Below are 25,054 nucleotides of genomic sequence, written 5' to 3'. Positions count from 1 at the left end.
CTCCGCTTTCGCGAGCAGGCTCGCTCCCACAGGGTCTGCGGCAAACCAGCCTTTGGTGGGTCGTTGTCAGTACAGATCCCCAAACTCAACTCGCTCAAACTCCCGCCCACTCTCGCCATACCCCACCTTCGGCACCCCCGCCAGGCGCCTGTGCAGCACTTGGGTCAGCGAGTTGTCGAGGGCCAGGCTGGCGTCGCCAAAATCCCCGTCCAGTTGCAGCGGATGAACGATCACTTCCAGCGAACCATGCTTCGGTGGCGCCGCGTGATGCAGGTCCGCTGGCGTGCAGACATAATCCGCCGTTGCGCCGCAGAGCCTGCGCAGGCGGCGGTTGAGCAGGGTTTTGAAGATGCGTTTGGCGACGCTCAGGTTCGGTCCCAGGTTACGTGCCAGGCGCATGGGCACGCCTTGCCGGGCGGCGAAGCGAGCCACCAGTTCGCCAACGGGCCAGATGTTATGTACATGCTGATGAGAGTCCAGATGGCTCGGACGCAGGCCACGGTCCAGGCAGTATTGCCACTGCGCCTGGAGTTCTTCTTCCACGGCCGCCAGATCATCCGTCCTCAGCCGCAGGCTGTAGCGCGACAGGTTGAGGTCGAATTCGCCGGTTGCATTGCAGAATGTCTGCCGTGTCCTGATTGCCTGACTCAGCGGCGGTCCGTAGCTGAGATTGAAATGCAGGCCGATGCGCCCTTCAAGCAGTGGGTGTCGGGCCAGCTCACACGCCTGGTCAAACCCCGGCATGTTGGCCATGGCCGTAGCGGAGCTGATCACGCCTGCCTCGAAGGCTCGCAGAATCAAGTCGTTTTCATCGAGGCTGAGCCCGAAGTCATCAGCGTTGACGATCACTTGGCGAGGCATGCGTGTCCTCCGGCTTTTTGGCAGTGGGCGACGTTGTCGCGGGCGCTTTGGCGCGGCGCTTGCCGAGCCAGGGCTTCAGGCTTTTCCATAGCCGCAGGGCGAACCCCAGGAGCAGGCCATCGGGCCGCCAGGAATAGAAACTCCAGCGCCAGTGCTCAAGTTGGCCGGTCATGCGTTCGTGCAGTTGATGGCTGGAATTCTCCAGACTGACGCGCGATGCATCGATCCACCGCCAGTTCTCGTCCAGCCCCCAGCGGATCCACTCTTCGAGCAAGACCCGGCCGCTGCCCAGGTCGGCGTGCCGCGGCAGGAACGCCAGGTTGTAGTCATACAGCCGTCCCTGGTCGAGCAGGCCGAGGCGATAGCTGATGCACTCGCCGTTCAGCTCCAGCATCACCACCCGCACCAGGCCTTGGGCGGCGAGGGCGGTGAAGGCAAGGTTCATCCATTGCCGGCGCCCGGGGTCGGCGAAGATGCCGACACCTTCCTCGCCTTTCCAACTGGCCGCCTCGACTTCAGCGAGAGCCCGCAGCAGTTGCCCCATGCCGATGGCATCCGGCGTCACCCGACGTATTTCGGCACCGCAAGCGGCGATCCGCTTGCGCGCGCGGCGCAACTTGTAACGCGGATCGCCGGTGATTTCCTGATGGTCACTGTCGCTGATCAGGTGCACCGGGACCCGGCAACTGAGCCGCCGTTCGCCGGTGGAACTCTGCGCCATCCAGGCACTGAGCACACTTTGTTCGCCGACCGGCTCGATCACTTCATTCAATTGCAGCAACGCGTGGGGCACCTGCTGGCGGATCTGTATCAGCGCCTGGCCCATGGCGTCGGCGTCCAGGCGCACCAACAGGGCGATACGGTCAGCCAGTGGAAACCCCAAGTGATGCAACACCCGAAAGCGCAGCCCGCCGATGCGCTCGCGCCCCGCGACCAGAGGCAGGCACAGGCACAGTGTCTGGTCCTGCCAGCCCAGCAGCACATGGAGTTGCTGGTCGGGCGCGAGGGCAAACTCCGCCGCTTGCAACCAGGCCAGCGTATTGAACGGCGTAGCGTCGACCACCTGGGTCCGCAGCTCTTCATAAGCCGTTGCAGGAAACTCCGCCGCGCTCATGGAGCGACACCACTGGAACCGGATCGCCATGGACGTCAGGCCGCCGCAGCCGATGCAACCGGCCGGGCCGGTTTACGGAAGGCGTCGAGTACCGAGCCGCTGTAGAACGTGTCGCGGAAGAACCGGAAGCGACCGAACAGGCAATACACATGGGTGATCTGGCCGCACTCCTGGAAGTCCATGCGGATGTGCATCTTGATCGCTGGGGTGTTCTGCAAGTCGCAAACATCGACCATTTTTTCGCAGCCCTTGTCCGCCATGACTTTCCACATGTCGGTCTGTACGTCCGCCGACAGCTGGGAGCCCCAGTACGCACGGATCATTTCTCCGCCGAACTGGAAGTATTCGCCAGGCTTGACCGGGAACCAGCAGCCATAGAAATGGCGGTCAAAATAGTCTCGTGTACTGGCCCAGACGAAGCCCACGGTGTCGCCCTTGTCGTCCAGGTACATCAGGCCGGTATAACCTTCGGCGGCCAGCTCGCGCATGGTTTCGACGCGGTCGCCGAAATGCCTGGCGAAAGCGTCGGCGTTTTCGACGGTGATGAACTCGCGACGTACCGGTGGGTAGGGCCTGAGGGTGTGCGGCCGCAGCGGGATTCTCACATCGTGTTCCAGCCATACCAGTTGCGAATGGAAAAACACGAAGCGACGTACCAGCAGTTTGAAAACGGAACGCAGGCCTTTTTTCTGAATGCGATCACGCAATTTTTGCAGAGCGTTCATGGAGCCTCCTGACGGATAGCGGGTTGGGGGGGAAGGGTGGCAGTCCAGCGCAGGGCGAATACGGTTTCTCCTGGCAAGAGAAATCCGACCTGGCCGGCCTTGCAGTTGAACGGGGCATTGCGGCTGATGTTGTCCGGGCCGAAATACATCAGGCTGGCGCCGGGCTGCGGGCAGCCCGCGCCCTGCAGGCTGACTTGATGGGCGCGAGTGCTTTTGTTCACGCCCAGCAGGCTGCGCTGCTGCCCGGTGGCCATGGCCAGCGCGTCGACTTCAAACGCGTCGTTGTCCAGGCGCAGCACCTGGTCGAGCCAGTGCTGCTGAATGAATTGCTGGGCCAGGCCCACCGGCTTGAGTTCGAAGCGCTGGTTCTCCAGCACTCGCACCATGCCTTTGGGGTATTGCGGCTCGTCGGCGGACTGAAACCAGTTGAGCATGTCCAGCCAGCCGTCGGCGGAGGCGTTGATCGCCACCGACGCCCACCACAGCGCGGCGTAGTGCGTTTCCTGATCGTAGGGGCTGAGGCTCGAGCCGCTGGAAATGTTGGTCTGATCCAGCAGCAAGGCCTTGCGCGGCCGGCCCTGGCTGTCCAGGCCCACCAGGTCGGCGGCCTGGCGGACGCTGTTGCGATAGACCCGGGTCGCCAGCAAGTCGCGGACCATCCATTCATGCCAGGCCAGGGCGTCGATCCGGTCGCCGGAGGTTTCCAGCAGGCGCCGTGCCCAATCGATGCCGCGCCGATCCGCCGCGTTTTCGGCCAGCGGGCCATTGGTGAATCGGGAGCTGGCCGGCATGGCGATGCGCACTCCGGCGCGGGCATTGGCGTCGTTGGCGCGGACCTGGGCGGCCAGGCTTTCGAACATCTGCTGGAAGCTGGCGAAGTCCGGATAGTTGAGGTTCGGCTCGTCGGCGAAACTCAGGTAATGGAGGCCCTTGCCGCCCAGGGCGCGGGTCGTGTCGAGCCAGGCTTGCAAGCCGCTGCTGCTGGTCCGGTCGGCGCGCAGATCGGCCTTGCGTTGGCTGCCGGCCAAGAGGGTAATGTCCCGGGTGATGCCGAAGCGATCCTGGTACAGGCGCCGGAACGCATCTTCGTGGTCGGCCTTGGCCGCCGTGACATCGACGAAACTGTAGTAGGTGGCCGCTCGGGGCTTGAGGGTATCGATCACCGCGTAGGCGGACGGTGGCGGCAACACATAGGGCAGGGACATGCCCAGGCTGGGGGTGGGGCCGAGCACATCGTCATGAAGGGTCAGGTGGGTTTGGCCCGGATCCTGGCGCAGCGGCTGCAACTGCGCCGGGTCCTGGGCGAACAGGTTGGCGCTACCGTCGAGCCAGAACGCTACCTTGCCGTTGCCTTGCAAGTGCAGACGCCAGGTTTGCTCGACATCCGCCACCGGCAGGGCGATCTGGTCGAACTGCCAATAGGCGCGATACGGTTTGAGATTCAGCTGGAGCTGTTTGCCGTCGCCGACGCGCCGGGCTTGCAGCGCGTGCACACCGCCATGGAATTTACCCGCCAGCACTGCGCGTTCGCCGGCCGCCACCTTGAAGTACAACTCGTCGCCATCGTGGGCTTCGGCGCTGAAATGCACTTTGGCCGGAGCGAACAGGGCACGGGTGCGCGCGTCGTGCTCTACCGTATAGCGGCGGAAACTGTAGCCGGGAATTTCCAGGCGATAACTGGCGGCACCAGGCCGCAGCGGCCACTGCTGCTCGCCACGGGTCTGTGCCGCCTCGACCAGGCGCTCACCGGCCAGCCGCCCCTGGCCGTCGAGCAGGTAGAGGTGTTCGGTATTGGCATCGGCCTGCCAGGCGGGCACCCAGCGCACGGTCACAGTGCTTGGCTGGTCGGTCTGCAGGTACAGGCTGCCGTCGCGGATGCCGGTCCATTGCATGGACGCGCCATGGGCCGAGGCTGCGAGGGCCAGAAGGCACAGACCGGCGCCGATTTTTCCCATGCACCCCACGGGCCCCATCGCGAGCAAGCTCGCTCCCACAGGTGGTCTGTGGTGAACACAAATACCGAGCCCAACCCCAGCCCCCTGTGGGAGCGAGCCTGCTCGCGAAGAGGCCGTCACCTTCAACCTCCCAGCCAGCTGACCCAACGCTTTCGCGAGCAGGCTCGCTCCCACGGTGGGAATGTGGTGAACACAAATACCCTGCCCAACCGCGCCCCCCTGTGGGAGCGGGGTTGCCCGCGAAGAGGCCATCACCTTCAACCTCCCAGCCAACTGACCCAGCGCTTTCGCGAGCAGGCTCGCTCCCACAGTGGGAATGTGGTGAACACAAATACCATACCCAACCCCGCCCCCCTGTGGGAGCGAGCCTGCTCGCGAAGGGGCCGTCACCTCCAACATCACCGCCAGCTGACCCAGCGCTTTCGCGAGCAAGCCCGCTCCCACAGGGGAGGTGTGGTGGATATAAATACCGTTGCCAACCCTGGACCCTGTGGGAGCGAGCTTGCTCGCGATGGCGGTCTGGCGGGCGGCGGTGTTCACGCGGATTTCCCCAGCAGCATCTGGCGCATCGGCAGCAAATCGCTGGGCAGGATGATCAGTGTCTGCCACAGCGCCACGCCGCTGAGGCGGCAGTACATGCCCAGCAGCGCCAGCGTTACCCCCAGATAGGCGATCGACGACGCGGCGGCCGCGCCGACGATGCCGTAGCGCGGTATCAGGACCAGGTTGAGCGCCAGGTTCAGCAGCGCGCCGACGCCCATCAGCAGCGACACCGTGCCGGGTCGGTCCTTGCCCAGCAGATCCAGGCGCAGGATGCTTGCGTAGCAGAGCCCGAACAGCCCCGGCAGCAGCGCCAGCAGGGCCGGGTAGGCCGGTTGATAGGCGGCGCCGAACAGAGTGACGATCAACCATTCGCCAATCAGCGCCATGCCCAGGCAGGCACCGAGCATCACTGTGGCGGTCAGGCGCAAGGCCAGCGGGGTCAGGCGCTGCATGTCGCGGTCTTGCTGCAGCAGGCGTTTCATCAGCGGCGTGGTGACCGCTTCCGGCACGATCAGCAGCAGTTCCGCCGCGGCGCTGGCCATGGCGTAATGCCCCAGCGCCGTGCTGCCCAGCAGGGCGCCGATGAACAGGAAATCCGAGCGCAGCACCACTTGCTGGAACAGCAGGTCCGGATGGCTGCGGGCGCCGTAGCGCAACAGCTCGTTCTGGCCGGCGCGGTCCCACTGCAGCTCGACCGCATGATCGCGGCGCAACCACATCCAGCCGGCCAGCACCACCAGGCTCAAGCCCGCCAGCCAACTGATCAGCGCCGCCTCCAGCGCTTTGTCTTGCCACATCCAGAACAGCGCCACGAACAACAACAGCGGTGCCAGCGATTCCATCAGCCGCAATGCATTGAATGCGCCCACGCCACCCGAGGCATTGTGCAGCGTCAGCAGGCCACTCTTGAGCACGGTCAGCGGTACGGCCAGCAACAGCAGCCAGGCCAGCAATCCCAATTGCGTGGTGATGTCCAGCTCACCGCCGAATTCCCGCACCAGCGCCACCACCAACAAGGTCAACAACCCGGCCAACAAACAACCGAACACCAGCACCTGGCTGAGCAACAAGCCCATCGAGCGCTGCTGCGCCGCCTGGTAACCGACGGCGGAATTCAGGCCACCGCTGGTGGCGGCGCTGATCAGGTCGGGCAGGGTACTGAGCAATGCAAACAGCCCACGCTCGCTGGGCCCGAGGATCCTTGCCAGCAACACGTTGCGCAGCAGGCGCAGAGCGATCATCGCCAGGCGCGTGCCCATGCTCAGTGCCAGATGCTTGAGGTAATGGGCTCGGCTCATGAGCGGGCTCCTCGGCGGATGCGCCAGGCCAGCAACTCGGGGTGGCAGGCATTGCGCTGGCTGACGCCGAAGCGTGGCAGGTTCAAGGGGTCGCCATCGTGGCGATACAGCCCGGCCTCGGTGCCCAGGGCAAACGGAAAACCGTGGGCCGCCACCTGCTCGCGTACCCGTGCATCATGATCACCGTTGGGGTAGCAATACACCGGCAAGGGTTGCGCGCAGCCATTTTCCAAAGCTATCCAGCTGCGGGTCAGTTCCTCGTGCAAACGCTGGTCGTCCAGCCCGGTCAGGATCGCATGGCTGGCACCGTGGGGGCCGAAGCGGATCAGGCCGGAATCTTCGAGCATGCGCACCTGGGTCCAGTCCAATGCCTGGGGTTGCGAGCCCTGCGGACAGGCCTCGGTGAGATCGCTCAGGGTTCGCGCATCGAGGGTTTTCAGGCTTTGCAGGAAATGCAGCAGCGCCAGGCTGCGGCGCTCGTCGTCGATGTCATCGAGCAGCACCGGCAATGGCCGGCCGACCTGCTGCAAATGTTCGATGAGCGAATGCCGCGCCAGCTGCCCATGGCTGCCCCAGAGGGTTTCGCCGATGCTTTCCCACCAGAAATGCTGGCGGCTGCCAACAAAATCGGTGGACAGGAAAATGCTCGCAGGCACCTGGTACTGGCGCAGCAGGGGAAAGGCATTCATGGCGTTGTCGCGCCAGCCATCGTCGAACGTCAGGGCCACCCGCGGACGGTTCGGAACGCTTTCCGGGTCGGCCAGCAGCAAGCTCATCAACGGCACGCATTCAAAATGCCGTTGCAGCCAGATCAACAGGTGTTCGAACGCGTCAGGCCCCACGCACAGCTCGTTGCGATGCGGCAGTTCGGCGGCGCGGTCGTTGTTCAACACCCGGTGCAACATCAGGATCACGCCGGCGCCACGCAAGGGATGGCGCCCCATCGACGTGTTCAGGTACAGCCAGCCGCCGGTGCGCTTGAAGACGTGTTTGATCGACATCGGCGTTGCTCCTTAGCGGTTCTGCTCGGGATTCCATTGGCTATAGCGGTGGCCGCGCAGAAACTGCCACAACCCGATGCTCATGCCCGCCAACGTCACCAGCACGAACGCGGCCAGGCGGAAAGGCCTGGGCAGACGGTGGCCGACGTCCAGCAACCCGATCAAGGCGATGGCGTAACCGAGCAACTGCGCCACCAGGCTCAGGCGATAGAACCCATGCTCGTTCCACAGCCAGGCGTTGCTCAGCAGCAGCGGCACCAGCAACACCGGCGCCAGGCGGCGGATCAACTTGTGGCTGATCAAGCCAATGGCGTAGAGCCCATGGCGCAAGGGATTGAGCAGTTCCCGGCGCTGGGCCAGGCTCTGCAGCCCACCGACGGTGACCCGCTGGCGCCGGCGGAACTGCTTGTCGGCTTCGTCCACGCCCTGGTCGGTCACTCGGGCGAGCGGGGCGTAGACGATCGCCTTGCCGGCCACCGGCGCACAGGTGCTGAGAAAAAAGTCATCGTTGACTTGCGCCGGTATCGCCTGGAACAACTCCCGGCGCAGGGCCAGCAGAGCACCGTCGGCGGAGACCATGCAGCCGGTGCGGCTCTCGACCCGACGCAGCCAGCCTTCGTAGTGCCGATACAGGCTGTCGCCCAGGCTCAGGCCCTTGCCTGGCACGGGGATTTCCATGTGCCCGGCGCAGGCGCCGACTTCCGGGTCGGCCAGCGGCGCCAACAGGTGGCCGAGGGTATCGTGGGCCCATTGATTGTCGGCGTCGGTGAACACCAGGATTTCGCCGCTGCTATGGGCCACGCCCGTGTTGAGGGCGGCAGCCTTGCCTTGGCGCGGCAGGTCGAGCACGCTGATCCGCGGATCGCTGACCTTGCGTGCGCAGGCCACCGTGTCATCGGTGGAACCGTCGCTGGCGAGGATGATTTGCAGCGAGCGCGCGCGATAATCCTGAGCCAGCAGCGTGCGCAATTTTTCTTCGATGTGCCGCGCCTCGTTGTGGGCGGCAATCACAATGCTCACGTCCATCGGCACTGCCGTGGTGTAGCGCCGTAGCGGAAACAGCGGCGCCAGCAAGGTCAGCAACAGCGGGTAGCCGAGGTACGCGTACACCGGCAGCAACAGGCAAGACCAATAGAAAAACTCAGCCACGGGCAGGTCTCCTGACGTTCCATTGAAAAAGATTGAGCAGCAGCGCCGCGCCGGTCAGGTGCAGGCGCACCCCATGCAGGGCCCACAGTTGCAAGGTCAGGCGCGGGTCGCGCTGGCTCTGGCGCAGGCTCAGAACCAGGGCCGGCAATGTGCTGGTCAACAGCAGCATCAGCCCCAGGCGCGCCTGGCCCTGGAACAGCGCGACCAGCGCCAGGAAATCCAGGCCCCAGGCACCGATGGACAAGGCGGGGAAGCGCAACAGCCGCAGGCTCGGCCCGTGGCTGCGCAGCAGCTGCCAGTGACTGCCCTGGCGCCACAGTTCCTTGCTCATCCACTCGCGCCAGCTGCCTTCGTAACCCCAGTGCAGGGCAAGGCTTTCGCTCACCAGCAACAACTGCGCTCCGGCCTGGCGCAGGCGCAGGGAAAAATCCTTGTCCTCACCGGTGCGCAGGGTTTCATCGAAGCCACCGACGCGATCGAACCAGGCGCGGCGCATCAGCAGGTTGGCACTGGGCAGCCACTGCACCCGGTGCAGCGGACGCGACCCCGGGCGTTGGCCGCGCCGTTGCCAGGCCCGGGCGAACCACGGCGCCTGCTCGGGAGTATCCAGGTCGAGACCGAGCACATCGCCCTGGCGACCTTCGATTTCGATCAACAACCTGAGCCAGTCGGCGGGCATTTCGATGTCGGCATCGATGAATGCCAGCCAGTCGCCGCTGGCGGCCGCCGCGCCACGATTGCGCAGGGCGCCGATGTGCACGCCGGGCACGATCAGCACCCGGGCGCCCAATTCGTTGGCGATGCGCGGGCCATGGTCGTCCGAGCCGTTGTCGACCACGATCAGCTCGCACTCCAGCTGCGCCTGGCGCGCAGCTTCCTGCGCCGCCAGCAACGTGCGGCCGATGTGCCGGGCCTCGTTGTACATCGGGATCACAATGCTCACGCGTTTCATCAACGGGTCTCCTGCGGCGCGGACCGTTCGGCGTCGTAGCGCAATACGCTGGTCAAGCCCAGCATGATCCACAGCAACTTGTGGTTCGGTGCACTGAGAAACATCAGGAACAACGCCAGCGACAGGAAACTCATGCCCAGGTGCGTCAGCAGGTCCGCCTGCGCCCAGTCCCGCCGCTGGAGCCAGAGCTGGCGTGCGCGCAACAGGTTGTAGAGACCCAGGCCGATCATGCCGACAAACATCAACCCGCCGGGAATGCCGATCTCGCTGAAGATTTCCAGGTAGGTGTTATGCGCCCGGCGATACAGGTCCCCCAGCTTGCGGTTGGCCGAGAAAGCCTTGGCGTAACCGGTGGGGGCGTAGTGCAGGGGAAACGTTCCGGGACCTGAGCCGAGCAGCGGATTTTCGCGAAGCATCTGGCTGCCGACGACAATGTACGAGGCGCGGCGGCCCAGGGATTCGTCCTTGTGCGCGCTGGCGCCAGCGCTGAGGATGCTCAGTGACTGGATGCGCGCCACGTAGCCGGCCGGCATCACCGCGATTGCCAGGGGAATCAGCAGCGCCAGCCCGAGCATCGCGAAGCCAAGGTGCCGTGGGCGGATGCGCGGCAGCTGCGCGCGGTAGTGATACAAGCCGATCATCAGGCTGAGCAGCAGCACCACCAGTCCCGAACGCGATTCGGTCTTGGTCATGCCGCCCAGCAGCAGGATGAAGCAGCCACCCCAGAACAACCGGTGCAGCAGGTTCGGACTGCGCACCATCAGCAACAACGCCAGCGGCACGGTGAAGGCGATCAGCAGGGCGAAGGTGTTCGGATCTTCCAACAGGCCGGAAGCGCGGCCCTGATCCTGGTACCGGGCGGAGAACATCGCCAGCACGCAGGTCGTCGTGACGCTCAGGGTGACCAACCGGCAGAACAGGTCCAGGTTCAGCTCGCGGCCGATCAGCAGGGTGATCGCGAACAGCACCAGGCCCACCGCCAGTTCCCGGAAGTGGGTGGTGGAGAGGCCCGGGTTTTCCGATAGCAGCAGGCTCAGGCCATAGAACAGCATGAAGCCGATCAGCGGCTTCCAGATGTTGCTGCGCAGGCGAGTGGCGGGAATCTGATGCAGGGCCAGTTGCAACGCCAGGATCAGGATCAGCGCCAGCCCGAGGAACTTGCTGCCGGAAAAGGCGTTTTCCTTGAACAGGCCTTCGAACGGCACCAGCGCGGCAATCCCCAGCAAGCCCCAGCCGGGCTTGCGATAGAGCACGGCAACACCGACCAGGCCGAGCACCGCGCCGGGTGCCAGGTACGGATAAGGGCTGGCCAGCAACATCAGGCAAACCAGGCCCAAGAGACTGACGATCGAGAGCGGGACAATCATGGCCGGGCCTCCCGTGCGGTGCGGATATACAGTTGCGACCAGCGTTCGGCCAGCGTGCGCAGGTCGTAGCGGTCGCGTTGGGTGCGCCGTGCGTTGTCGGCGAGGATCTGCGCCAGCGGTGGTTCGCTGAACAGTGTCTCGATCTGCCGAGCCAGCTCGTCGCTGTCGGCGGGCGTGGCGAGCAGGCCGTTATGGCGGTCCTGCACGACATCGGGAATGCCGCCGACGCCGAACGCCACCACCGGCACTCCGGCTTGCATGGCTTCGAGCAGAATCATCGGCGTGCCCTCGGTGCGTGAGCTGATCACCAGTACATCGAGGCGGCTCCACCAGGCATTCATGTCGGTCTGGTAGCCAGGCAATTCGATGCGCGTGGGCAGCCCGGCATCGGTGATGCGCTTGAGCAGGAGCTGGCGTTCCGGGCCGTCGCCGAGCATCACCGCGTGCAGCGAAGCATGGCGCTGGCACAGCGGGATCATGGCGTCGAGAAACAGGTCCGGGCCTTTTTCGCTGCTCAAGCGGCCGACGTAGCCGACCCGCCAGCGCTGCCGGTCATCGCGATGCGGCAGGGGTGTGGCGACCGCCGGCAGACCGTTGGGAATCACGTCGAGTTTGTCCGCCTGCACGCTGGCCTGGCGGTGCAACGCCGCGATGCTTTCGGCCACGCATACCACTCGCTTGACCGAGGCGGTGCGGCACAGTTGCAGGCTCAGCCAGGTATAGAAACGCTGCTTGGTGCTGCGCGGCGTAAAGCCGTGCTGGGTAATCACCAGGGGCAGGCGCAGCAGCGTGGCCGCGGCCCAGCCGAACAACAGGCCTTTGAAGTTGTGCGTGTTGATCAGCGGTCGTTCGGCGCGCCGTTGCCGCAAATGCTGCAGCAGCTCGGCCCAGTTGGCGCAGTGACGGCAATCGACCCCGGCCTGGCGAAAGCGCGTGATCAAGGTCGGCGGCGCCGCCAAAAACACCACCTGGTGCTGGCCGGGCGTGGCCAGGCAATGATCGAGCAGCATCCGCTCGGCCCCGTAGAAGCCGCCGCTGTCGAGCAGATGAATGATCGACAGGGGGCTGCTGCGGTGGGACGGGCCGAACGGCGCGTTCAATTTCTCACCCAATGGACAAGGCTGGGCAAGCTCCAGTTGCGATGCGGATTGACCTGCTCGGGTGACTGCTCGTTGATCACCAGCAACACCGGCAGATCCAGTTGCTGGGTGATCTGCGCCGGATGCTTGAAGCGATGGTCGAAGAACTCACGCACATAGACCAGGGCGATGGCCAGCAGCAGGCCGCTGAACAGGCCGAACACAATGATCAGCATCGGCTTGGGAAATGCCGCGGCGGTCGGTTCGAAAGGCGGGCTCAGGACCCGGGCGTTGGACAGGTCGTTGTCCAGCGAGCGGGCGGTGCTGGCTTCGGCGAATCGCTGGGCGTAGGTGGAGAACGCCGCGTGCAGAGCGTTGATCTCGGTGTCCATCTGCCGCAGCTTGCTCTGGGTTTCCTGCAACTGGTGGATGCGCTCCTTGAACGCCCCGATGCGCGCTTTTTTCTGCTCGATCACCGAGCTGACCACCGCAAGATCGGTGGTGCGTTCCTGGATGCGGTTGTTCACCACTTTTAGAAACTGCTGGCGGGTCCGCACGATCTGCTCCCGGGCCAGCAGCATCGGTTCGCTGCCGGGCTGGAAAATCGCCAGGTCATTCATGTAGCGGCTGACCTGGCCGGTCAATTGCTCACCCAACTGGCGGATTTCCCGGTCTTCGAAGGCGATGTTGTCCACCGTGGTGGTGAAGGTGAACGGGAAGGTGTAGTCGTTGAACCGCGAGCTGGTCGTCGCCGCCAGGCTGCTCTTGAGGTAGTCGAGCCAGCGTTGGCTTTGCAGCAGGCGATCCTGATAGAGGTTCAGCGCCTGCTCTTCGGTATTGATGGCGTTCAGGCGGAAAGTGACTTCTTCCTTCGGATCGGACGAACCGATGCCCTCGAGCAGCCCGAGTCGTTTGTCTTCGAGGCCGTCGAGACGCGTCTGGTATTGGGCTTTTTTCTGCTCGTAGAAGGTCTGCGGCAGTTCGATCGATTGCAGTTCCTGGCGGCCGGTGAGGTAGTTCTTCAGCAGTTGCGCGACGAACCGCGTGCCCTGGGCCGGGTCACCGAAGCTGTAGACGATGGAAATGACATTGGAGCCGGGGAGGGTTTCGATCTTCAGATTTTCGATGGCCTGATCGGTCAGCGTATCGAGCATTGTGTCGCGCACCGGATCGACCTCAAGCCCCAGGCCGTCGCGCAACGGGTTGACCACATACTCACGCAGCGGCTGGGTGATGTAGCGCTTGAGCGGCTCGCTGACCCATTTGTTGAGGATGCCCGGGCTTGGCGTGTACTCGCCCTGGTCGCGCAGGGTCTGGATGGTCTGGCGAATCAACGCCGGCGAGCGGAGGATATTGCTCTCGGTTTCCATGTCCGCCAGGGACGGCGGGATAAACGTGGCGTTTTCCTGGTTCAGCGACGTGGTGGCGTCGCCCTGGGAGAGTTTTTTCGACTGGACGATCACCTGGGCGGTGATATCGAAGCTCTGCTTGAGCATCAATGGCAGCACCAGGGCGATCACGGCGAAAATCAGGAAGATGCGCTTCACCCACTGCTTGTTGGCAAAGAAGATCCTGAAAAACTCGTGCAGATAATTTTCCTTGGGGTTCATGATCGGTCACCTGAATCTCAGTTGTCGCTGCCTTTGTTGTCGACGCGGTAGCCGAAGCCGAACCCCACGCCCTGGAACAGCACCACGTCGGCCAATTGGCGGGCCGTTTCGCCGGCTTTGGCCAGCCCGGTCTTGGGCACGAAGAGCATGTCTTCGGGCTGCAGGTAGGCGATTTGCGAGGCGTCGCCGCTCAAGGCTTTTTCGACGTCGTAGTGGCGGGCTTCGACCTGATTGCCGTTGCGGCGCATGATCACCACCGAGTCGAGCCGGGCCTTGACGTTTGCGCCACGGGCCAGGGTCAGGGCTTCCAGTACCGAGATGGGCCGGCGGATCGGATAGGAACCGGGCTGGGCCACTTCACCGAGGACATAGATTTCATTGCCGGCGGTGGACTTGAGCAGCACATCGACGGTCATGCGTCCGGGCAGATTGGCGTAACGCTCGTTGAGGAAGGTTTCCAGCTGGGTGACGGTCATGCCCTGCAGCGGTACGGCGCCGATTTCCGGAAAGCTGGCGTAACCGTCCCGGCCCACGGTGATTTCCCGGCTCATGCCGGTGCCAGGGTGGGTCAGGGTATTGCGCAGGGTCGTCTCGCCGGCCAGCGGACTGGTCACCAGCACCGTCAACTGGTTGCGATTGGGCTGGAACAGCATCTTCTGGTCATAGGCTCGCTGTACCGCCAGGCGGGCCTCGTCGGTGGTCAGGCCGGCGAGTTTCACCGAGGTGTTGGCGCCCGGCAGTTCGATGCTGCCGTCGGGCATCACCTGTTGCGTGCCGTTGAGCTGGCTGGCGGCGGTAAAGTTCAGCGCTACCTGGTCGCCCGGCTGTACACGATAAGCCTGGGAAGCGGTGGTGCTGATATGAAAAATCACATCCAGCACGTCCTGGGGCCGCAGGGTCTGTTCGACCTTGGGCATGTCGGTGGCCTGGGCGTTGGCCGGCGCGGCCGTGAGGATCTGCACCGGCATCGAGCGGGTATCGGTGGTGCTGGAGCAACCGGCAAGCGGCAGCAACAGCAGGACAAGCATTCTGGCGTTCATCTCGTCATCCTTTTGCAGGCTTACAGGTTGTTGTAGAGCCACTTGGGCATGTAGTACTTGCGGCGATTGAACACGCTGCCGACCACCTTCGCGCCGGCCTGGGCCAAGCGTTGCCGGGCGGCCTGGGCGACTTCCCAGCGGGTGTCCTCGCCCCGCACCACCAGCACCACGCCGTCCACCTGAGTGCCCATGACCAGGGTGTCGGTGGCCGAATACACCGCGTCGGCGTCGATCACCACGAAGCGGTACTGCGCGGCCAGTTGCCTGAACAGCGGGCGCAGTCGCTCGGGGCTCAGGCGCTCGGCGTTATGGCCCAGGCGACCGTTGGGCAGCACGTCGAAGGGCAGGCTGGAAACCTGCACCACGCAGTCCTGCAACAGCGGCGGAGAAAGGCTGTTGAACAGCAGGTCGCTGAAGCCGCGCTCTTTTTGCAGCGACAGCTGCTGGCTGAGGTTGCGCGGCGACCGGCTGGCGTCCACCAGCAGCACACGGCCGCTGCTCATCTGCGCCAACTGGGCGGCCAGCGCCATGGCGCTGGTGCTCGTGCCGGTGCCGATATTCGCTGCCGTCAGGAGCAGGATCCGCAAGGAAGGGTCGAGCACGGTCGAGGTCAGGTTGGTCTCGCTCGGGCTTGCTATGGTCAGGATATTCGTTGAACCGTCCATTTAACTCGCTCCGTGGCCGCTGAAGACTTTGAAGGGGGTGATGATCAGGATCTTCAAATCCAGCAAAAGGCTCTGCTCGGCGATATAGCTGAGGTCCAGTTCCACGCGCTGGTCGAAGTCGATATTGCTGCGTCCGGAGATCTGCCAGAGGCCGGTGAGGCCGGGGTAGATGCTCAGGCGCACCAAATGGTTGTCCTTGTAGCGGTAGGCGTTGAACGAGGTCGGCCGCGGGCCCACCAGGCGCATGTCGCCGGTCACGACGTTGATCAGGTTCGGCAGTTCATCGAGGCTGCTGCGGCGCAGGAACCGGCCGATGGGGGTGATGCGCGGATCGTTGTCGATCTTGAAGTCAATGGCGTCGGCGCCGTGCTTGTTGAGGTGGCGCAGCGATTCTTTCAAGGCCTCGGCGTCGGCGACCATGGTGCGGAACTTGTACATGCCGAAAACGCGGCCGCGATAGCCGGTGCGTTTCTGCACGAACAGCACCGGGCCAGGGCTGGAGAACCTCACCAGCAGTGCCAGGCCCAGCAGCAGCGGACTGAGCATCAGCAACAGGGCCAAGGCGCCGAGGCAGGCCACCACCCGGTTGGTGCGCGAGACGGTCCAGGGCCGGCCGCCGTCGCGGCCGGTCATCCAGCCACGACCCTGGCGGTGAATAGCCGCGTCCAGGCGCCTGCGGTGCTCGGGGTCGACTCGTTTGTCACGGCCGAGGGTCCGGGTCGGGATGTCTTGCTCATGTCGGGTCATAGACTCCTCCGTTGAGGTTGGGCCGCAAGCGTTCTGTCGCAAGCGGTGCGTGGGCGATGGGCGGTGCGTAATAATCGAGGAACCAGTCGATGAAACGGCCGAGGCCTTCATCCAGTTCGATACAAGGCTGGAAACCGGTGGCCCGGGCCAGGTCGCTGGCATCGGCGCAGGTGTTCAGCACATCGCCCGGTTGCAGGGGCAGCAGCTCGACTCGCGCGCTCCGGCCCAGGTGTTTTTCCAGCAGCGCCACGTAGGCCCGCAGCGTCACCGGATGCTGTCCGCCAATGTTGAAGACGCGCCACGGCGCCAGGCTGGTGGCCGGGTCCGGCTGGTGGCGATTCCAGTCCGGGTTTGCATGAGGTGGGCGCTCGATCAGCCGGGCGATGCTCTCGATGATGTCGTCGATGCAGGTGAAGTCGCGCTCGTGCTCGCCATGGTTGAACAGCTTCAGCACCTGGCCTTCGGTAATGGCCCGGGCGAACTGGATCGGCGACATGTCTGGCCGGCCCCAGGGGCCATAGACGGTAAAGAAACGCAGGCCGGTGCAGGGGATGCCGAACAGATGGCTGTAGCTGTGGGCCATCAGTTCATTGGCCTTTTTGGTGGCCGCGTACAACGACAACGGATGGTCGACGCCGTCCTGTACCGAATACGGCGTGCGCTGGTTGGCGCCGTACACCGAACTGGAAGAGGCGTAGATCAGGTGCCTGACCGGATGGCGGCGGCAGCTCTCCAGAATGTTCAGGAACCCGCTGAGATTACTGTCGACATAAGCCCGCGGATTTTCCAGCGAATAACGCACGCTGGCCTGGGCTGCCAGATGGATCACCACGTCGGGGCGATGGGACTGGAACAGTTGGTCGAGGGCCGGTGCGTCGGTCAGGTCGATTCGCGCCAGGTGGAAGTCGCCGGCCTGGCCTTTGACCCACGCCACGCGGTCGTGCTTGAGTTGCGGGTCGTAGTAGTCGTTGAAGTTGTCCAGTCCGCACACGTCATGGCCGTCGCGCAGCAGCCGCAGCACGCAATGGGCGCCGATGAAACCGGCCGCGCCGGTCACCAGGATGTTCATGCTTGTGGCCCCTGAACGGGCACGGTGTGGCGCAGCCCGATGCCGCGATACAGCAGCCCGGCGGCGGCCAGGTGTTCCGGGTTGTACAGGTTGCGACCATCGATGATGACCCGCGCGCGCAGCTTGCTGGCAAGCAGGTCGAAATCGACCACGCGAAAATTCTTCCACTCGGTGCAGATCACCAGGGCGTCGGCATCTTCCAGCGTGTCGTCGCGGGTAGCGCAAAGGTTCAGGTCCTTGCGATAGCCATAGAGGCGCCGACATTCGGACATGGCTTCCGGGTCGTAGGCCTGAACGCGGGCGCCTTCGCGCCAGAGTGCCTCCATCAGGTAGCGGCTGGGCGCTTCGCGCATGTCGTCGGTGTTCGGTTTGAATGCCAGGCCCCAGATGGCAATCGACTTGCCCGCCAGGCCGTCGGGGAACTGCAGCGTGAGTTTTTCGAAAAGAATGTGCCGCTGGCTGTCGTTCACATCGGTGACGCTGCGCAGCAGGCGCAGTGGCATGCCGCTTTGTTCGGCGGTGTGCAGCAGGGCGCGCAGGTCCTTGGGAAAGCACGAGCCGCCAAAGCCGCAGCCGGGATAGATGAAGTGGTAGCCGATGCGCGGGTCCGAGCCGATGCCCTTGCGCACGGCCTCGATGTCGGCGCCCAAGTGTTCGGTGAGGTTGGCCAGTTCGTTCATGAAACTGATGCGCGTGGCGAGCATGGCGTTGGCGGCGTACTTGGTCAGTTCCGCGCTGCGGTTGTCCATGAACATCAGCTTTTCGTGGTTACGGCAGAAGGGCGCGTAGAGCTCGCTCATCTGGTCGCGGGCCAGGGCGTCGACGGTGCCGACGATGATCCGGTCCGGGCGCATGCAATCGGCCAGTGCGCTGCCTTCCTTGAGGAACTCCGGGTTGGACACCACGCGCACATTCAGTTGTTGCAGGCCGCGACGGGCCAACGCCTGGCGGGCGCATTCGGCGACCTTGTCAGCCGTGCCGACCGGCACGGTCGACTTGATGATCAGGGTGCGGTCGCTGTCCATGAAGTCGGCGATCTGCCGGGTCACGGCCAGGACATGGCTGAGGTCCGCCGAGCCATCTTCATCGGCGGGCGTGCCCACGGCGATGAAGATCAGCTCGCCATGGTTGACCGCATCACTGGCCTGGCAACTGAACGACAGGCGCCCGGCCTTGATGTTGTCTTCGAGCAACCCGGACAGTCCCGGCTCGCTGATGGGCGGTACCGCCTGTTGCAGTTGCCGGATCTTGTTCGGATCGATATCGACACACAGGACGCGATGTCCGACGTCTGCCAGCGCCGCCGCTTGAATCAGCCCAACGTACCCCGTTCCAAATACGCTCACGTCCATTCTTGGCGCGCCTCGCAGACCCGTTGATGTAACTCGGATGAAACTGTTTAGAGGGGTATAGCGCAGCCTCAGAAAAGCGTGTCAGCAAAATGACAGTTGTCAGAGTTGGCAAACTCGAAAGAGTAGGGCTTTTTGATATCAAGTCCTTGACGGAATTGGAAAAGTGCCGTTTTTAAAGGGCTTTAAAGGGGTTTGAGTAGCCGATGAACGGTATCCATCCATAGATTTTTATGTTTTTTGTTGGCTTCAGGTGTCATTTTTGAGCTAACTTTTTTTTGACGCTCTAGCCGTTGATCGGCTTTCTTGCGCTTTGCAAACCCGCTGCTAGTGTGCAGAAACCAAGCCGTTTTCAACCTCCTCGTAACGCTGGGAAAAACATGGCGCGATACCTCAAGGAACTGCTACTGCTTCTATACCTGCTCAGGGCACATGACTATTACCTCGACCGTCTTGCGGCGCTGGGTTTTGGCTTTGCAACGCTGCTGTTCGGCGCGATGTTCGTTGCGCTGGTGCTGGCTCTGTGGATGACCGCGTACATTCGCCAGGCATTGGTGCGGCATCTGTTTGCCCTGGCGATGTTTGCCTCGGCGGTGTTCTTCGAGGTCTACACGCGCGTAACCGACAGCTACCTGACCTACAGCCAGTTCGTGTCGATGGTCTATTCCGGCGGGTTCATCCAGGAGGCGGCTTATCAGTACCGCGAGGTGATCATCAGTGCGGTTGCCGGGGGCTTGTTGCTGCTGCTGGGGATCGGCCTGAAGCCCCGGCGGCGTCTGCCGTTGCCCGGTTACGTCGCGATCACTGCGCCATTGCTCGGCGTGCTGCTGCTCAGTGGCGTACTGTTCGTACGGGCAGGCGAGGGCGCGCGCGGTTTGCCGATCATGTACACGCCGCTGGCCTATCTGAACCTGTTCATCTATGAAGCCGTGCACAACACCGTGGGCCCACGGGCGCCAGTCAGCCTCGTGCGGCAAACAGCGGCAATCGGGCACGATATCGTGCTGATCATCGACGAAAGCATTGGCGGGAACTATCTTGATATCAACACGCCGTCCGGCGTCGCTACCGGCCTCAAGACGCCCCCTCCCGGCGTGGAAATCCTCAATTACGGCTACGCCGCCTCGATCGCCAATTGCAGCGCGGATACCAACGTTACCCTGCGCTATGGCGGCACCCGTGGCGACTACATGCGCATCAACAGCACCCAGCCGTCGATCTGGCAGTACGCCCGCAACGCCGGGTTGCGCACCGTCTATATCGACGGCCAGACCACCGGCGGCAAGCGGCAGAACCTGATGACCGAGCTGGAACAACAGGACATCGACGAATTTGTCCAGTTCGACCAGGTCCGTGTGCGCGACCGTGACATGGCGGCTGTGGCGAAACTGATCGAGCTGATGGGCAACGACCGGGCCGAACTCGTGGTGGTCAATAAAGTCGGCGCGCATTTCCCGGTCCACGACAAATACCCCGATGCTTTCATGACCTACCGTCCGGCCTTACCGCGAGGGCAGTTCGAGGAGGTGGCCGACACCGGCCGGCGCGACGGCTTCAGTGGCGAAGCGAATGATTGGGTGCTGTATCGCAATGCTTACCAGAACACCTTGCTGTGGAACGTCGGCGAATTTTTCCAACGCCTATTCCGACAGGGCAATCTCGACAATGCGGTGCTGATCTACACCTCCGACCATGGCCAGGACCTGCACGAACGTGGCAACCCCGGCCTCAACACCCATTGCGGCGGAGATCCGGTGGAAGAAGAAGGGCTGGTACCGTTGCTGGTGATCCAGGGAAGCCGGTTGCAAACCCTCGATTGGCGCAGCGCCTGGGCGCAGAACAAGGACCGCTCCAGCCACTACAACATCTTCCCGACGCTGCTGCGGTTGATGGGCTACGAGTCGGCCGGCGTCACGGCGCTGTATGGAAAATCCCTCGACCAGCCGACCGAAGACGACTTCACCTTCAACTACCGTTTTAATGCGCGGCTGGGGGCCAAGCCGGCGTGGAAGCACATTGACCTGGACAACATCGTTACGCCGAAACCGGTTCAGGGTGAGATGGCGGTGGGGCATTGATCAGCGGTTGAATGGACCGGCCTCTTCGCGAGCAGGCTCGCTCCCACATTGAGTCAGGTTCACCGAGGAATCCTTGTGGGAGCGAGCCTGCTCGCGAAAGCGCAGTATCAATCGCCGAAGATTCCGGAAGCGAATAAGCAAACCCGCATCACATGTTTTTGGAACTCTGCGCACAGCGCAACCTCCGCTATCCTGATGCCCTTGTCGATCAGCCGAGTTGCCCATGCTTGAGGTCCGAAACGTCTTCAAAAGCTACACCACGCCCCAAGGCCCCCTGGCGGTGCTGCAAGGTATCGACCTGACGCTGCCTCCCGGCAGCAGCCTGGCGCTGATGGGGGAATCCGGCAGCGGCAAGAGCACCTTGCTGCATCTGGTCGCTGGCCTCGACAAGGTCGATCGGGGCAGCATCCACAGCGCGGGGCACCGGCTCGAAGACATGAGCGAAAGCCAGTTGGCGAACTGGCGGCGTACCGAGATCGGCCTGGTGTTCCAGCAGTTCAACCTCATCAGCAGCCTTGCTGTGGAAGACAATCTCGCGTTCCAGGCGCGCCTTTGCGGTCGGTTCGACGCTACGTGGCAAGCGCATCTGGTGCAGCGGCTCGGGTTGTCGGAGCTGTTGCGGCGTTATCCCGAGCAGCTTTCCGGTGGTCAGCAACAACGGGTAGCCCTCGGCAGGGCGCTGGCTTCACGGCCGCCGTTGTTGCTGGCCGATGAACCCACCGGCAGCCTCGACGAAGCCACCAGCGACGAGGTGCTGCAATTGCTTCTGGAATTGCTCGATGGCAGCCCCACCAGCCTGTTGATGGTTACCCACAGCCAGCGGGTGGCGGCGCGCCTGGCACATCGCGTGGTATTGCAAGGCGGGCGCCTGGCGCAAGCGGGTCCGGCGTGATGATCTTTCGCCAGACCCTCAAGGCCCTGCTCAGTCACTGGCGTCGACACCCAGTGCAATTTTTCAGTGTGTTGACCGGGCTTTGGCTGGCCACCAGCCTGCTCACTGGCGTGCAGGCCTTGAACAGCCAGGCCCGGGACAGCTACGCCCGGGCCAGCCAGCTGATCGGCGGCGAACCCCAGGCCAGCCTCAGTGCTCCCGGCGGGGGCTCGTTCCCACAGCAATGGTTTGTCGACCTGCGGCGTCAGGGTTGGCCCGTATCGCCGGTGTTGCAGGGTCGGCTGACGCTTGCGGGGCATGAAGACCAGCGCCTGCAATTGATGGGCATCGACCCGGTGTCGCTGCCGCCGGGTTCGGCCGTCGCGGGGCAAGCGCGGGAGATCGCCGAGGTGGTGGACTTCTTCACCGGCCCCGGTCGTACCTGGATCGCCCCGCAGACGTTGCAGGCCCTCGGGCTGAAAGTGGGCGACCGGCCCCGCAGCGCCGACGGCCAGGCCTTGCCGCCGCTGCACGTACAGCCGGACATGGCGCCAGGCATGCTGTTGATGGACATCGGTTTCGCCCAGCAGCTCCTTGGATTGCCGGAGCAGGTCTCGCGAATGTTGTTGCCGGCCACGTTCACCGCGCCCTTGCCCGAGGCATTCAACGGCCTGTTGCAATTCAAGCGCGCGGACGAGGAGAACAACTTGACGCGCCTGACCGAGAGCTTTCATTTGAACCTCGACGCACTCGGGTTCCTGTCATTCGTGGTGGGACTGTTTATCGTCCATGCCGCCATCGGCCTGGCCCTGGAACAACGGCGCAGCCTGCTGCGAACCTTGCGCGCCTGTGGCGTCAGTGCGCAGGTACTGGTCGCCAGCCTGGCGCTGGAGTTGGGCGCGTTGGCCTTGCTCGGCGGGGTTGCCGGGGTGCTCAGCGGTTACTGGCTGGCGAGCCTGCTATTGCCTGATGTCGCGGCGAGCCTGCGCGGTCTGTACGGCGCCGAAGTGCCGGGGCAATTGCACCTCAGCCTTTGGTGGTGGCTCGGCGGCGTGGGCCTGGGCCTGCTCGGTGCGTTGCTGGCCGGGGGCCAAAGCCTGTTGCGGGCGGCGCGCCTGCCCTTGCTGGCGCTGGCTAATCCCCAGGCCTGGCACCAGGCCCACGCGCGGTGGTTGCGGCGCCAGGGCGGGGTGGCACTGATGGCCGCGCTGATCGCGGTGGCGGCGCTGGTCTGGGGCGACAGCCTGGCGAGCGGTTTTGTCCTGATGACCGCGTTGTTGCTGGGCGCGGCGCTGGCGCTACCGGTGCTGCTCAACGCTGTGTTGAACCGGTTGTTGCGCGGCAACCGTTCCGTGCTCGGCCAATGGTTCCTCGCCGATTGCCGCCAGCAATTGCCGACGTTGAGCCTGGCGCTGATGGCGTTGTTGCTGGCACTGGCGGCGAATATCGGCGCTGGCAGCATGACCGCCGGTTTCCGCCAGACCTTCAGCGACTGGCTCGAACAGCGGCTCACCGCCGAGCTGTACATCAACCCACAGACCCCGGCCCAGGCAGGTAAATTGTACGAATGGCTCAAGCAACAACCGATTATCAACGCCGTGCTGCCTAACTGGCAGGTATCGGTCCCTCTGCAAGGCTGGCCGACGGATATCTACGGCATCGTCGATCACCCTTCCTATCGCCTGCACTGGCCCTTGCTGGAGTCGGCCGGTGAGCAGGCCTGGGACCAACTGGCCGGCGCCGACACGCTGATGCTCAGCGAACAACTGGCCCGGCGCCTGAAAGTGGATGTCGGCGACCGGTTGACCCTGCCGACCCCACAAGGGCCGTGGACGCCGCGGGTTGTCGGGATTTATGCCGATTACGGTAATCCCAAGGGGCATGTGCTGATCAACGCCGATCACCTGCTGGCGCACTGGCCGCAACTGACGCCAAATCGCTTCAACCTGCGCATCGAGCCGGCCGCCATCGGGCCATTGCTGGCGGCGTTGCAAAGCCGGTTCAGCCTGGACGACAGTCACATCGTCGACCAGGCTCGCCTCAAAGGTTGGTCGACCCAGGTATTCGAACGCACCTTTGCCGCCACCGCGGCGCTGAACAGCCTGACCCTGGCGGTCGCCGGGGTGGCGTTGTTCATCAGCCTGCTGACCCAGAGCCAGAGCCGTCTCGGTCAGTTGGCGCCGTTGTGGGCCGTGGGGGTAACGCGTCGGCAACTGATGCTGCTCAACCTCGGCCAGACCTGGTTGCTGGCGCTGCTGACCTTACTGCTGGCCGTGCCGCTGGGCATCGCCCTGGCCTGGTGCCTGGATGCGGTGATCAACGTCCAGGCCTTTGGCTGGCGCTTGCCGTTGCGGGTGTTCCCGCTGCAATTGGCGCAGCTGCTGGGCTTGGCAATGTTCGCCACGCTGCTGGCGTCGGCGTGGCCGCTGTACGCGCTGTACCGCACGCAACCGGCGGATCTGCTCAGGACCTTCGCCCATGAAAATTAGAATCGGCCTGATGCTGCTGGCCTTGCTCGGCGGCTGCGACGACTCGTCGGCGCCGGAAAAAGGTTTTGCCGGCCTCGGCAACCAGGCCGTTGCATTTACGCCTGTGGTGCCGGGGCGCGTGTTCAGTTTTCCGGCCGATCATGGTGCCCATGACGGGTTTCGGATCGAGTGGTGGTACGTCACCGCCAATCTCAAGGATGCCGAGGGGCGGGATTTCGGCGTGCAGTGGACGTTGTTCCGCAGCAGCCAGGATGCCGCTCCCCAGGCCAGTGGCTGGCGTAACCAGTCCATCTGGCTCGGTCACGCCGCGGTCACTTCCGCGACCGTCCATCACGCCGCCGAACGTTATGCCCGCGGCGGAGTGGGGCAGGCCGGAGTGCGCACGACCCCGTTCGATGCCTGGATCGACGATTGGCAATTGACCACCCGAAGCGCGGGCACTGATCCCCTGGCGGCGATGCAGCTCAAGGCGCGGGATGCACGTTTCGGCTATGAGCTGCAGCTCACTTCGACGCGCCCGCTGATCCTGCAAGGCAATCAGGGCTTCAGCCAGAAATCCGAGCAGGGCCAGGCATCGTATTACTACAGTCAACCTTTCTTCCAGGCCAACGGCCAGCTGGAAATCGATGGCCAGCGCTATCAGGTCAGCGGTCCGGCCTGGCTCGACCGTGAATGGAGCAGCCAGCCGCTGACCGAAAACCAGACCGGATGGGACTGGTTTTCGCTGCATCTGGATAATGGCGAACACGTCATGCTCTACCGCATGCGGCACAAGAAGGGCGCGCCGTACCTCACCGGCACCTGGATCGACGCCCAGGGCCAGGCAACGACTCTGAGCGCCAGCGAAATCAGCCTCGAACCGCTGGACACCGCCGAGGTCGCGGGACGCTCGATGCCGGTGCGCTGGTCGATCAGGATTCCCGCCAGGCAGCTCGAAATCACCACTCAGGCGCTGAACCCCGATGCCTGGATGAACCTGCGTATTCCTTATTGGGAAGGGCCGGTGCAACTGAGCGGCAATCGTGGCGGCATCGGTTACCTGGAAATGACCGGCTACTGACAATCACCGGAACTCCCGACAAGCGTCGCCTC

At 63.9% G+C, this 25,054-nt stretch carries 20 protein-coding genes; 4 read left to right on the top strand and 16 right to left on the bottom strand.

All coding sequences use genetic code 11. The annotated features are described in order from the left end of the window. Positions 1–66 precede the first annotated feature (66 nt). The 16 genes from J3P84_RS17955 to J3P84_RS17880 form a co-directional block, all read right to left on the bottom strand. Entirely contained in the window at positions 67–861 is a 795-nt protein-coding gene (locus tag J3P84_RS17955; RefSeq protein ID WP_434624869.1) for a ChbG/HpnK family deacetylase, read from the bottom strand. Further along, a complete protein-coding gene (locus J3P84_RS17950) occupies positions 833–2,005 on the bottom strand; it encodes a GNAT family N-acetyltransferase (RefSeq protein WP_434624867.1) in 1,173 nt (390 codons plus the stop codon). Before J3P84_RS17950 ends, J3P84_RS17955 begins: the two co-directional genes overlap by 29 nt. Positions 2,006–2,010: 5 nt before the next feature. Further along, on the bottom strand, positions 2,011–2,700 hold the full coding sequence (locus J3P84_RS17945; protein WP_434624865.1) for an N-acetyltransferase: 690 nt from the start codon (positions 2,698–2,700) through the stop codon (positions 2,011–2,013). Beyond that, positions 2,697–4,655 carry a hypothetical protein gene (locus tag J3P84_RS17940; protein ID WP_434624863.1) on the bottom strand — a complete coding sequence of 653 codons (1,959 nt, stop codon included), beginning with the start codon at positions 4,653–4,655 and terminating at the stop codon, positions 2,697–2,699. Before J3P84_RS17940 ends, J3P84_RS17945 begins: the two co-directional genes overlap by 4 nt. 536 nt (positions 4,656–5,191) lie before the next feature. Continuing rightward, positions 5,192–6,496 carry a lipopolysaccharide biosynthesis protein gene (locus J3P84_RS17935; protein ID WP_434603527.1) on the bottom strand — a complete coding sequence of 435 codons (1,305 nt, stop codon included), beginning with the start codon at positions 6,494–6,496 and terminating at the stop codon, positions 5,192–5,194. Further along, complete coding sequence (locus J3P84_RS17930; RefSeq protein ID WP_434569125.1) at positions 6,493–7,497, bottom strand: polysaccharide deacetylase family protein; 1,005 nt, start codon at positions 7,495–7,497, stop codon at positions 6,493–6,495. Before J3P84_RS17930 ends, J3P84_RS17935 begins: the two co-directional genes overlap by 4 nt. A gap of 12 nt (positions 7,498–7,509) precedes the next feature. Beyond that, the gene (locus J3P84_RS17925; protein WP_434624860.1) at positions 7,510–8,646 is read right to left on the bottom strand and encodes a glycosyltransferase; all 1,137 of its coding nucleotides are present in this window, start codon (positions 8,644–8,646) and stop codon (positions 7,510–7,512) included. Beyond that, positions 8,639–9,598, bottom strand: a complete 960-nt coding sequence (locus J3P84_RS17920; protein WP_434624858.1) for a glycosyltransferase — start codon at positions 9,596–9,598, stop codon at positions 8,639–8,641. Before J3P84_RS17920 ends, J3P84_RS17925 begins: the two co-directional genes overlap by 8 nt. Beyond that, on the bottom strand, positions 9,598–10,965 hold the full coding sequence (locus J3P84_RS17915; protein ID WP_434624856.1) for an O-antigen ligase family protein: 1,368 nt from the start codon (positions 10,963–10,965) through the stop codon (positions 9,598–9,600). The genes J3P84_RS17920 and J3P84_RS17915 overlap by 1 nt, the downstream gene beginning before the upstream one ends. After that, on the bottom strand, positions 10,962–12,065 hold the full coding sequence (locus J3P84_RS17910) for a glycosyltransferase family 4 protein (RefSeq protein WP_434624854.1): 1,104 nt from the start codon (positions 12,063–12,065) through the stop codon (positions 10,962–10,964). Before J3P84_RS17910 ends, J3P84_RS17915 begins: the two co-directional genes overlap by 4 nt. Next, positions 12,062–13,654 (bottom strand): GumC family protein, encoded by a 1,593-nt coding sequence (locus tag J3P84_RS17905; RefSeq protein ID WP_434569120.1) that lies wholly within the window; start codon positions 13,652–13,654, stop codon positions 12,062–12,064. Before J3P84_RS17905 ends, J3P84_RS17910 begins: the two co-directional genes overlap by 4 nt. A 17-nt stretch (positions 13,655–13,671) precedes the next feature. After that, the gene (locus tag J3P84_RS17900; RefSeq protein WP_434603537.1) at positions 13,672–14,694 is read right to left on the bottom strand and encodes a polysaccharide biosynthesis/export family protein; all 1,023 of its coding nucleotides are present in this window, start codon (positions 14,692–14,694) and stop codon (positions 13,672–13,674) included. 20 nt (positions 14,695–14,714) lie between these two features. Then, the gene (locus tag J3P84_RS17895; RefSeq protein ID WP_434569118.1) at positions 14,715–15,359 is read right to left on the bottom strand and encodes a CpsD/CapB family tyrosine-protein kinase; all 645 of its coding nucleotides are present in this window, start codon (positions 15,357–15,359) and stop codon (positions 14,715–14,717) included. Beyond that, positions 15,360–16,106, bottom strand: coding sequence for a sugar transferase (locus J3P84_RS17890; RefSeq protein WP_434624851.1), 747 nt, complete (start codon positions 16,104–16,106; stop codon positions 15,360–15,362). Next, on the bottom strand, positions 16,093–17,175 hold the full coding sequence (locus tag J3P84_RS17885) for an NAD-dependent epimerase (RefSeq protein WP_434624849.1): 1,083 nt from the start codon (positions 17,173–17,175) through the stop codon (positions 16,093–16,095). The genes J3P84_RS17890 and J3P84_RS17885 overlap by 14 nt, the downstream gene beginning before the upstream one ends. Then, positions 17,172–18,527 carry a UDP-glucose dehydrogenase family protein gene (locus J3P84_RS17880; protein ID WP_305495731.1) on the bottom strand — a complete coding sequence of 452 codons (1,356 nt, stop codon included), beginning with the start codon at positions 18,525–18,527 and terminating at the stop codon, positions 17,172–17,174. Before J3P84_RS17880 ends, J3P84_RS17885 begins: the two co-directional genes overlap by 4 nt. A 377-nt stretch (positions 18,528–18,904) precedes the next feature. Here J3P84_RS17880 and J3P84_RS17875 point away from each other — a divergent pair, with 377 nt between their 5' ends. The 4 genes from J3P84_RS17875 (at position 18,905) to J3P84_RS17860 (ending at position 25,022) form a co-directional block, all read left to right on the top strand. After that, positions 18,905–20,602, top strand: coding sequence for a sulfatase-like hydrolase/transferase (locus J3P84_RS17875; protein WP_434624847.1), 1,698 nt, complete (start codon positions 18,905–18,907; stop codon positions 20,600–20,602). 223 nt (positions 20,603–20,825) lie between these two features. After that, entirely contained in the window at positions 20,826–21,494 is a 669-nt protein-coding gene (locus J3P84_RS17870; protein ID WP_305495727.1) for an ABC transporter ATP-binding protein, read from the top strand. Next, a complete protein-coding gene (locus J3P84_RS17865; protein WP_434624844.1) occupies positions 21,491–23,962 on the top strand; it encodes an FtsX-like permease family protein in 2,472 nt (823 codons plus the stop codon). Before J3P84_RS17870 ends, J3P84_RS17865 begins: the two co-directional genes overlap by 4 nt. Then, the gene (locus J3P84_RS17860; protein ID WP_434624842.1) at positions 23,952–25,022 is read left to right on the top strand and encodes a lipocalin-like domain-containing protein; all 1,071 of its coding nucleotides are present in this window, start codon (positions 23,952–23,954) and stop codon (positions 25,020–25,022) included. Before J3P84_RS17865 ends, J3P84_RS17860 begins: the two co-directional genes overlap by 11 nt. Positions 25,023–25,054 lie beyond the last annotated feature (32 nt).

It is taken from the genome of Pseudomonas sp. Z1-29 (assembly GCF_051131995.1).
Classification (GTDB): Bacteria; Pseudomonadota; Gammaproteobacteria; order Pseudomonadales; family Pseudomonadaceae; genus Aquipseudomonas.
The sequence above is the reverse complement of the archived record's forward strand: the minus strand, read 5'-3'. Positions and strand labels throughout refer to the sequence as shown.

Excerpts from the sequence above, each read along its gene's own strand:
- J3P84_RS17930 (WP_434569125.1), bottom strand. The coding sequence starts at position 7,497 with ATGTCGATCAAACACGTCTTCAAGCGCACCGGCGGCTGGCTGTACCTG.
- J3P84_RS17890 (WP_434624851.1), bottom strand. The coding sequence starts at position 16,106 with ATGACCCGACATGAGCAAGACATCCCGACCCGGACCCTCGGCCGTGAC.
- J3P84_RS17935 (WP_434603527.1), bottom strand. The coding sequence starts at position 6,496 with ATGAGCCGAGCCCATTACCTCAAGCATCTGGCACTGAGCATGGGCACG.
- J3P84_RS17905 (WP_434569120.1), bottom strand. The coding sequence starts at position 13,654 with ATGAACCCCAAGGAAAATTATCTGCACGAGTTTTTCAGGATCTTCTTT.
- J3P84_RS17920 (WP_434624858.1), bottom strand. The coding sequence starts at position 9,598 with ATGAAACGCGTGAGCATTGTGATCCCGATGTACAACGAGGCCCGGCAC.
- J3P84_RS17885 (WP_434624849.1), bottom strand. The coding sequence starts at position 17,175 with ATGAACATCCTGGTGACCGGCGCGGCCGGTTTCATCGGCGCCCATTGC.
- J3P84_RS17955 (WP_434624869.1), bottom strand. The coding sequence starts at position 861 with ATGCCTCGCCAAGTGATCGTCAACGCTGATGACTTCGGGCTCAGCCTC.
- J3P84_RS17870 (WP_305495727.1), top strand. The coding sequence starts at position 20,826 with ATGCTTGAGGTCCGAAACGTCTTCAAAAGCTACACCACGCCCCAAGGC.
- J3P84_RS17860 (WP_434624842.1), top strand. The coding sequence starts at position 23,952 with ATGAAAATTAGAATCGGCCTGATGCTGCTGGCCTTGCTCGGCGGCTGC.
- J3P84_RS17875 (WP_434624847.1), top strand. The coding sequence starts at position 18,905 with ATGGCGCGATACCTCAAGGAACTGCTACTGCTTCTATACCTGCTCAGG.
- J3P84_RS17880 (WP_305495731.1), bottom strand. The coding sequence starts at position 18,527 with ATGGACGTGAGCGTATTTGGAACGGGGTACGTTGGGCTGATTCAAGCG.
- J3P84_RS17895 (WP_434569118.1), bottom strand. The coding sequence starts at position 15,359 with ATGGACGGTTCAACGAATATCCTGACCATAGCAAGCCCGAGCGAGACC.
- J3P84_RS17915 (WP_434624856.1), bottom strand. The coding sequence starts at position 10,965 with ATGATTGTCCCGCTCTCGATCGTCAGTCTCTTGGGCCTGGTTTGCCTG.
- J3P84_RS17940 (WP_434624863.1), bottom strand. The coding sequence starts at position 4,655 with ATGGGAAAAATCGGCGCCGGTCTGTGCCTTCTGGCCCTCGCAGCCTCG.
- J3P84_RS17900 (WP_434603537.1), bottom strand. The coding sequence starts at position 14,694 with ATGAACGCCAGAATGCTTGTCCTGCTGTTGCTGCCGCTTGCCGGTTGC.
- J3P84_RS17945 (WP_434624865.1), bottom strand. The coding sequence starts at position 2,700 with ATGAACGCTCTGCAAAAATTGCGTGATCGCATTCAGAAAAAAGGCCTG.
- J3P84_RS17950 (WP_434624867.1), bottom strand. The coding sequence starts at position 2,005 with ATGGCGATCCGGTTCCAGTGGTGTCGCTCCATGAGCGCGGCGGAGTTT.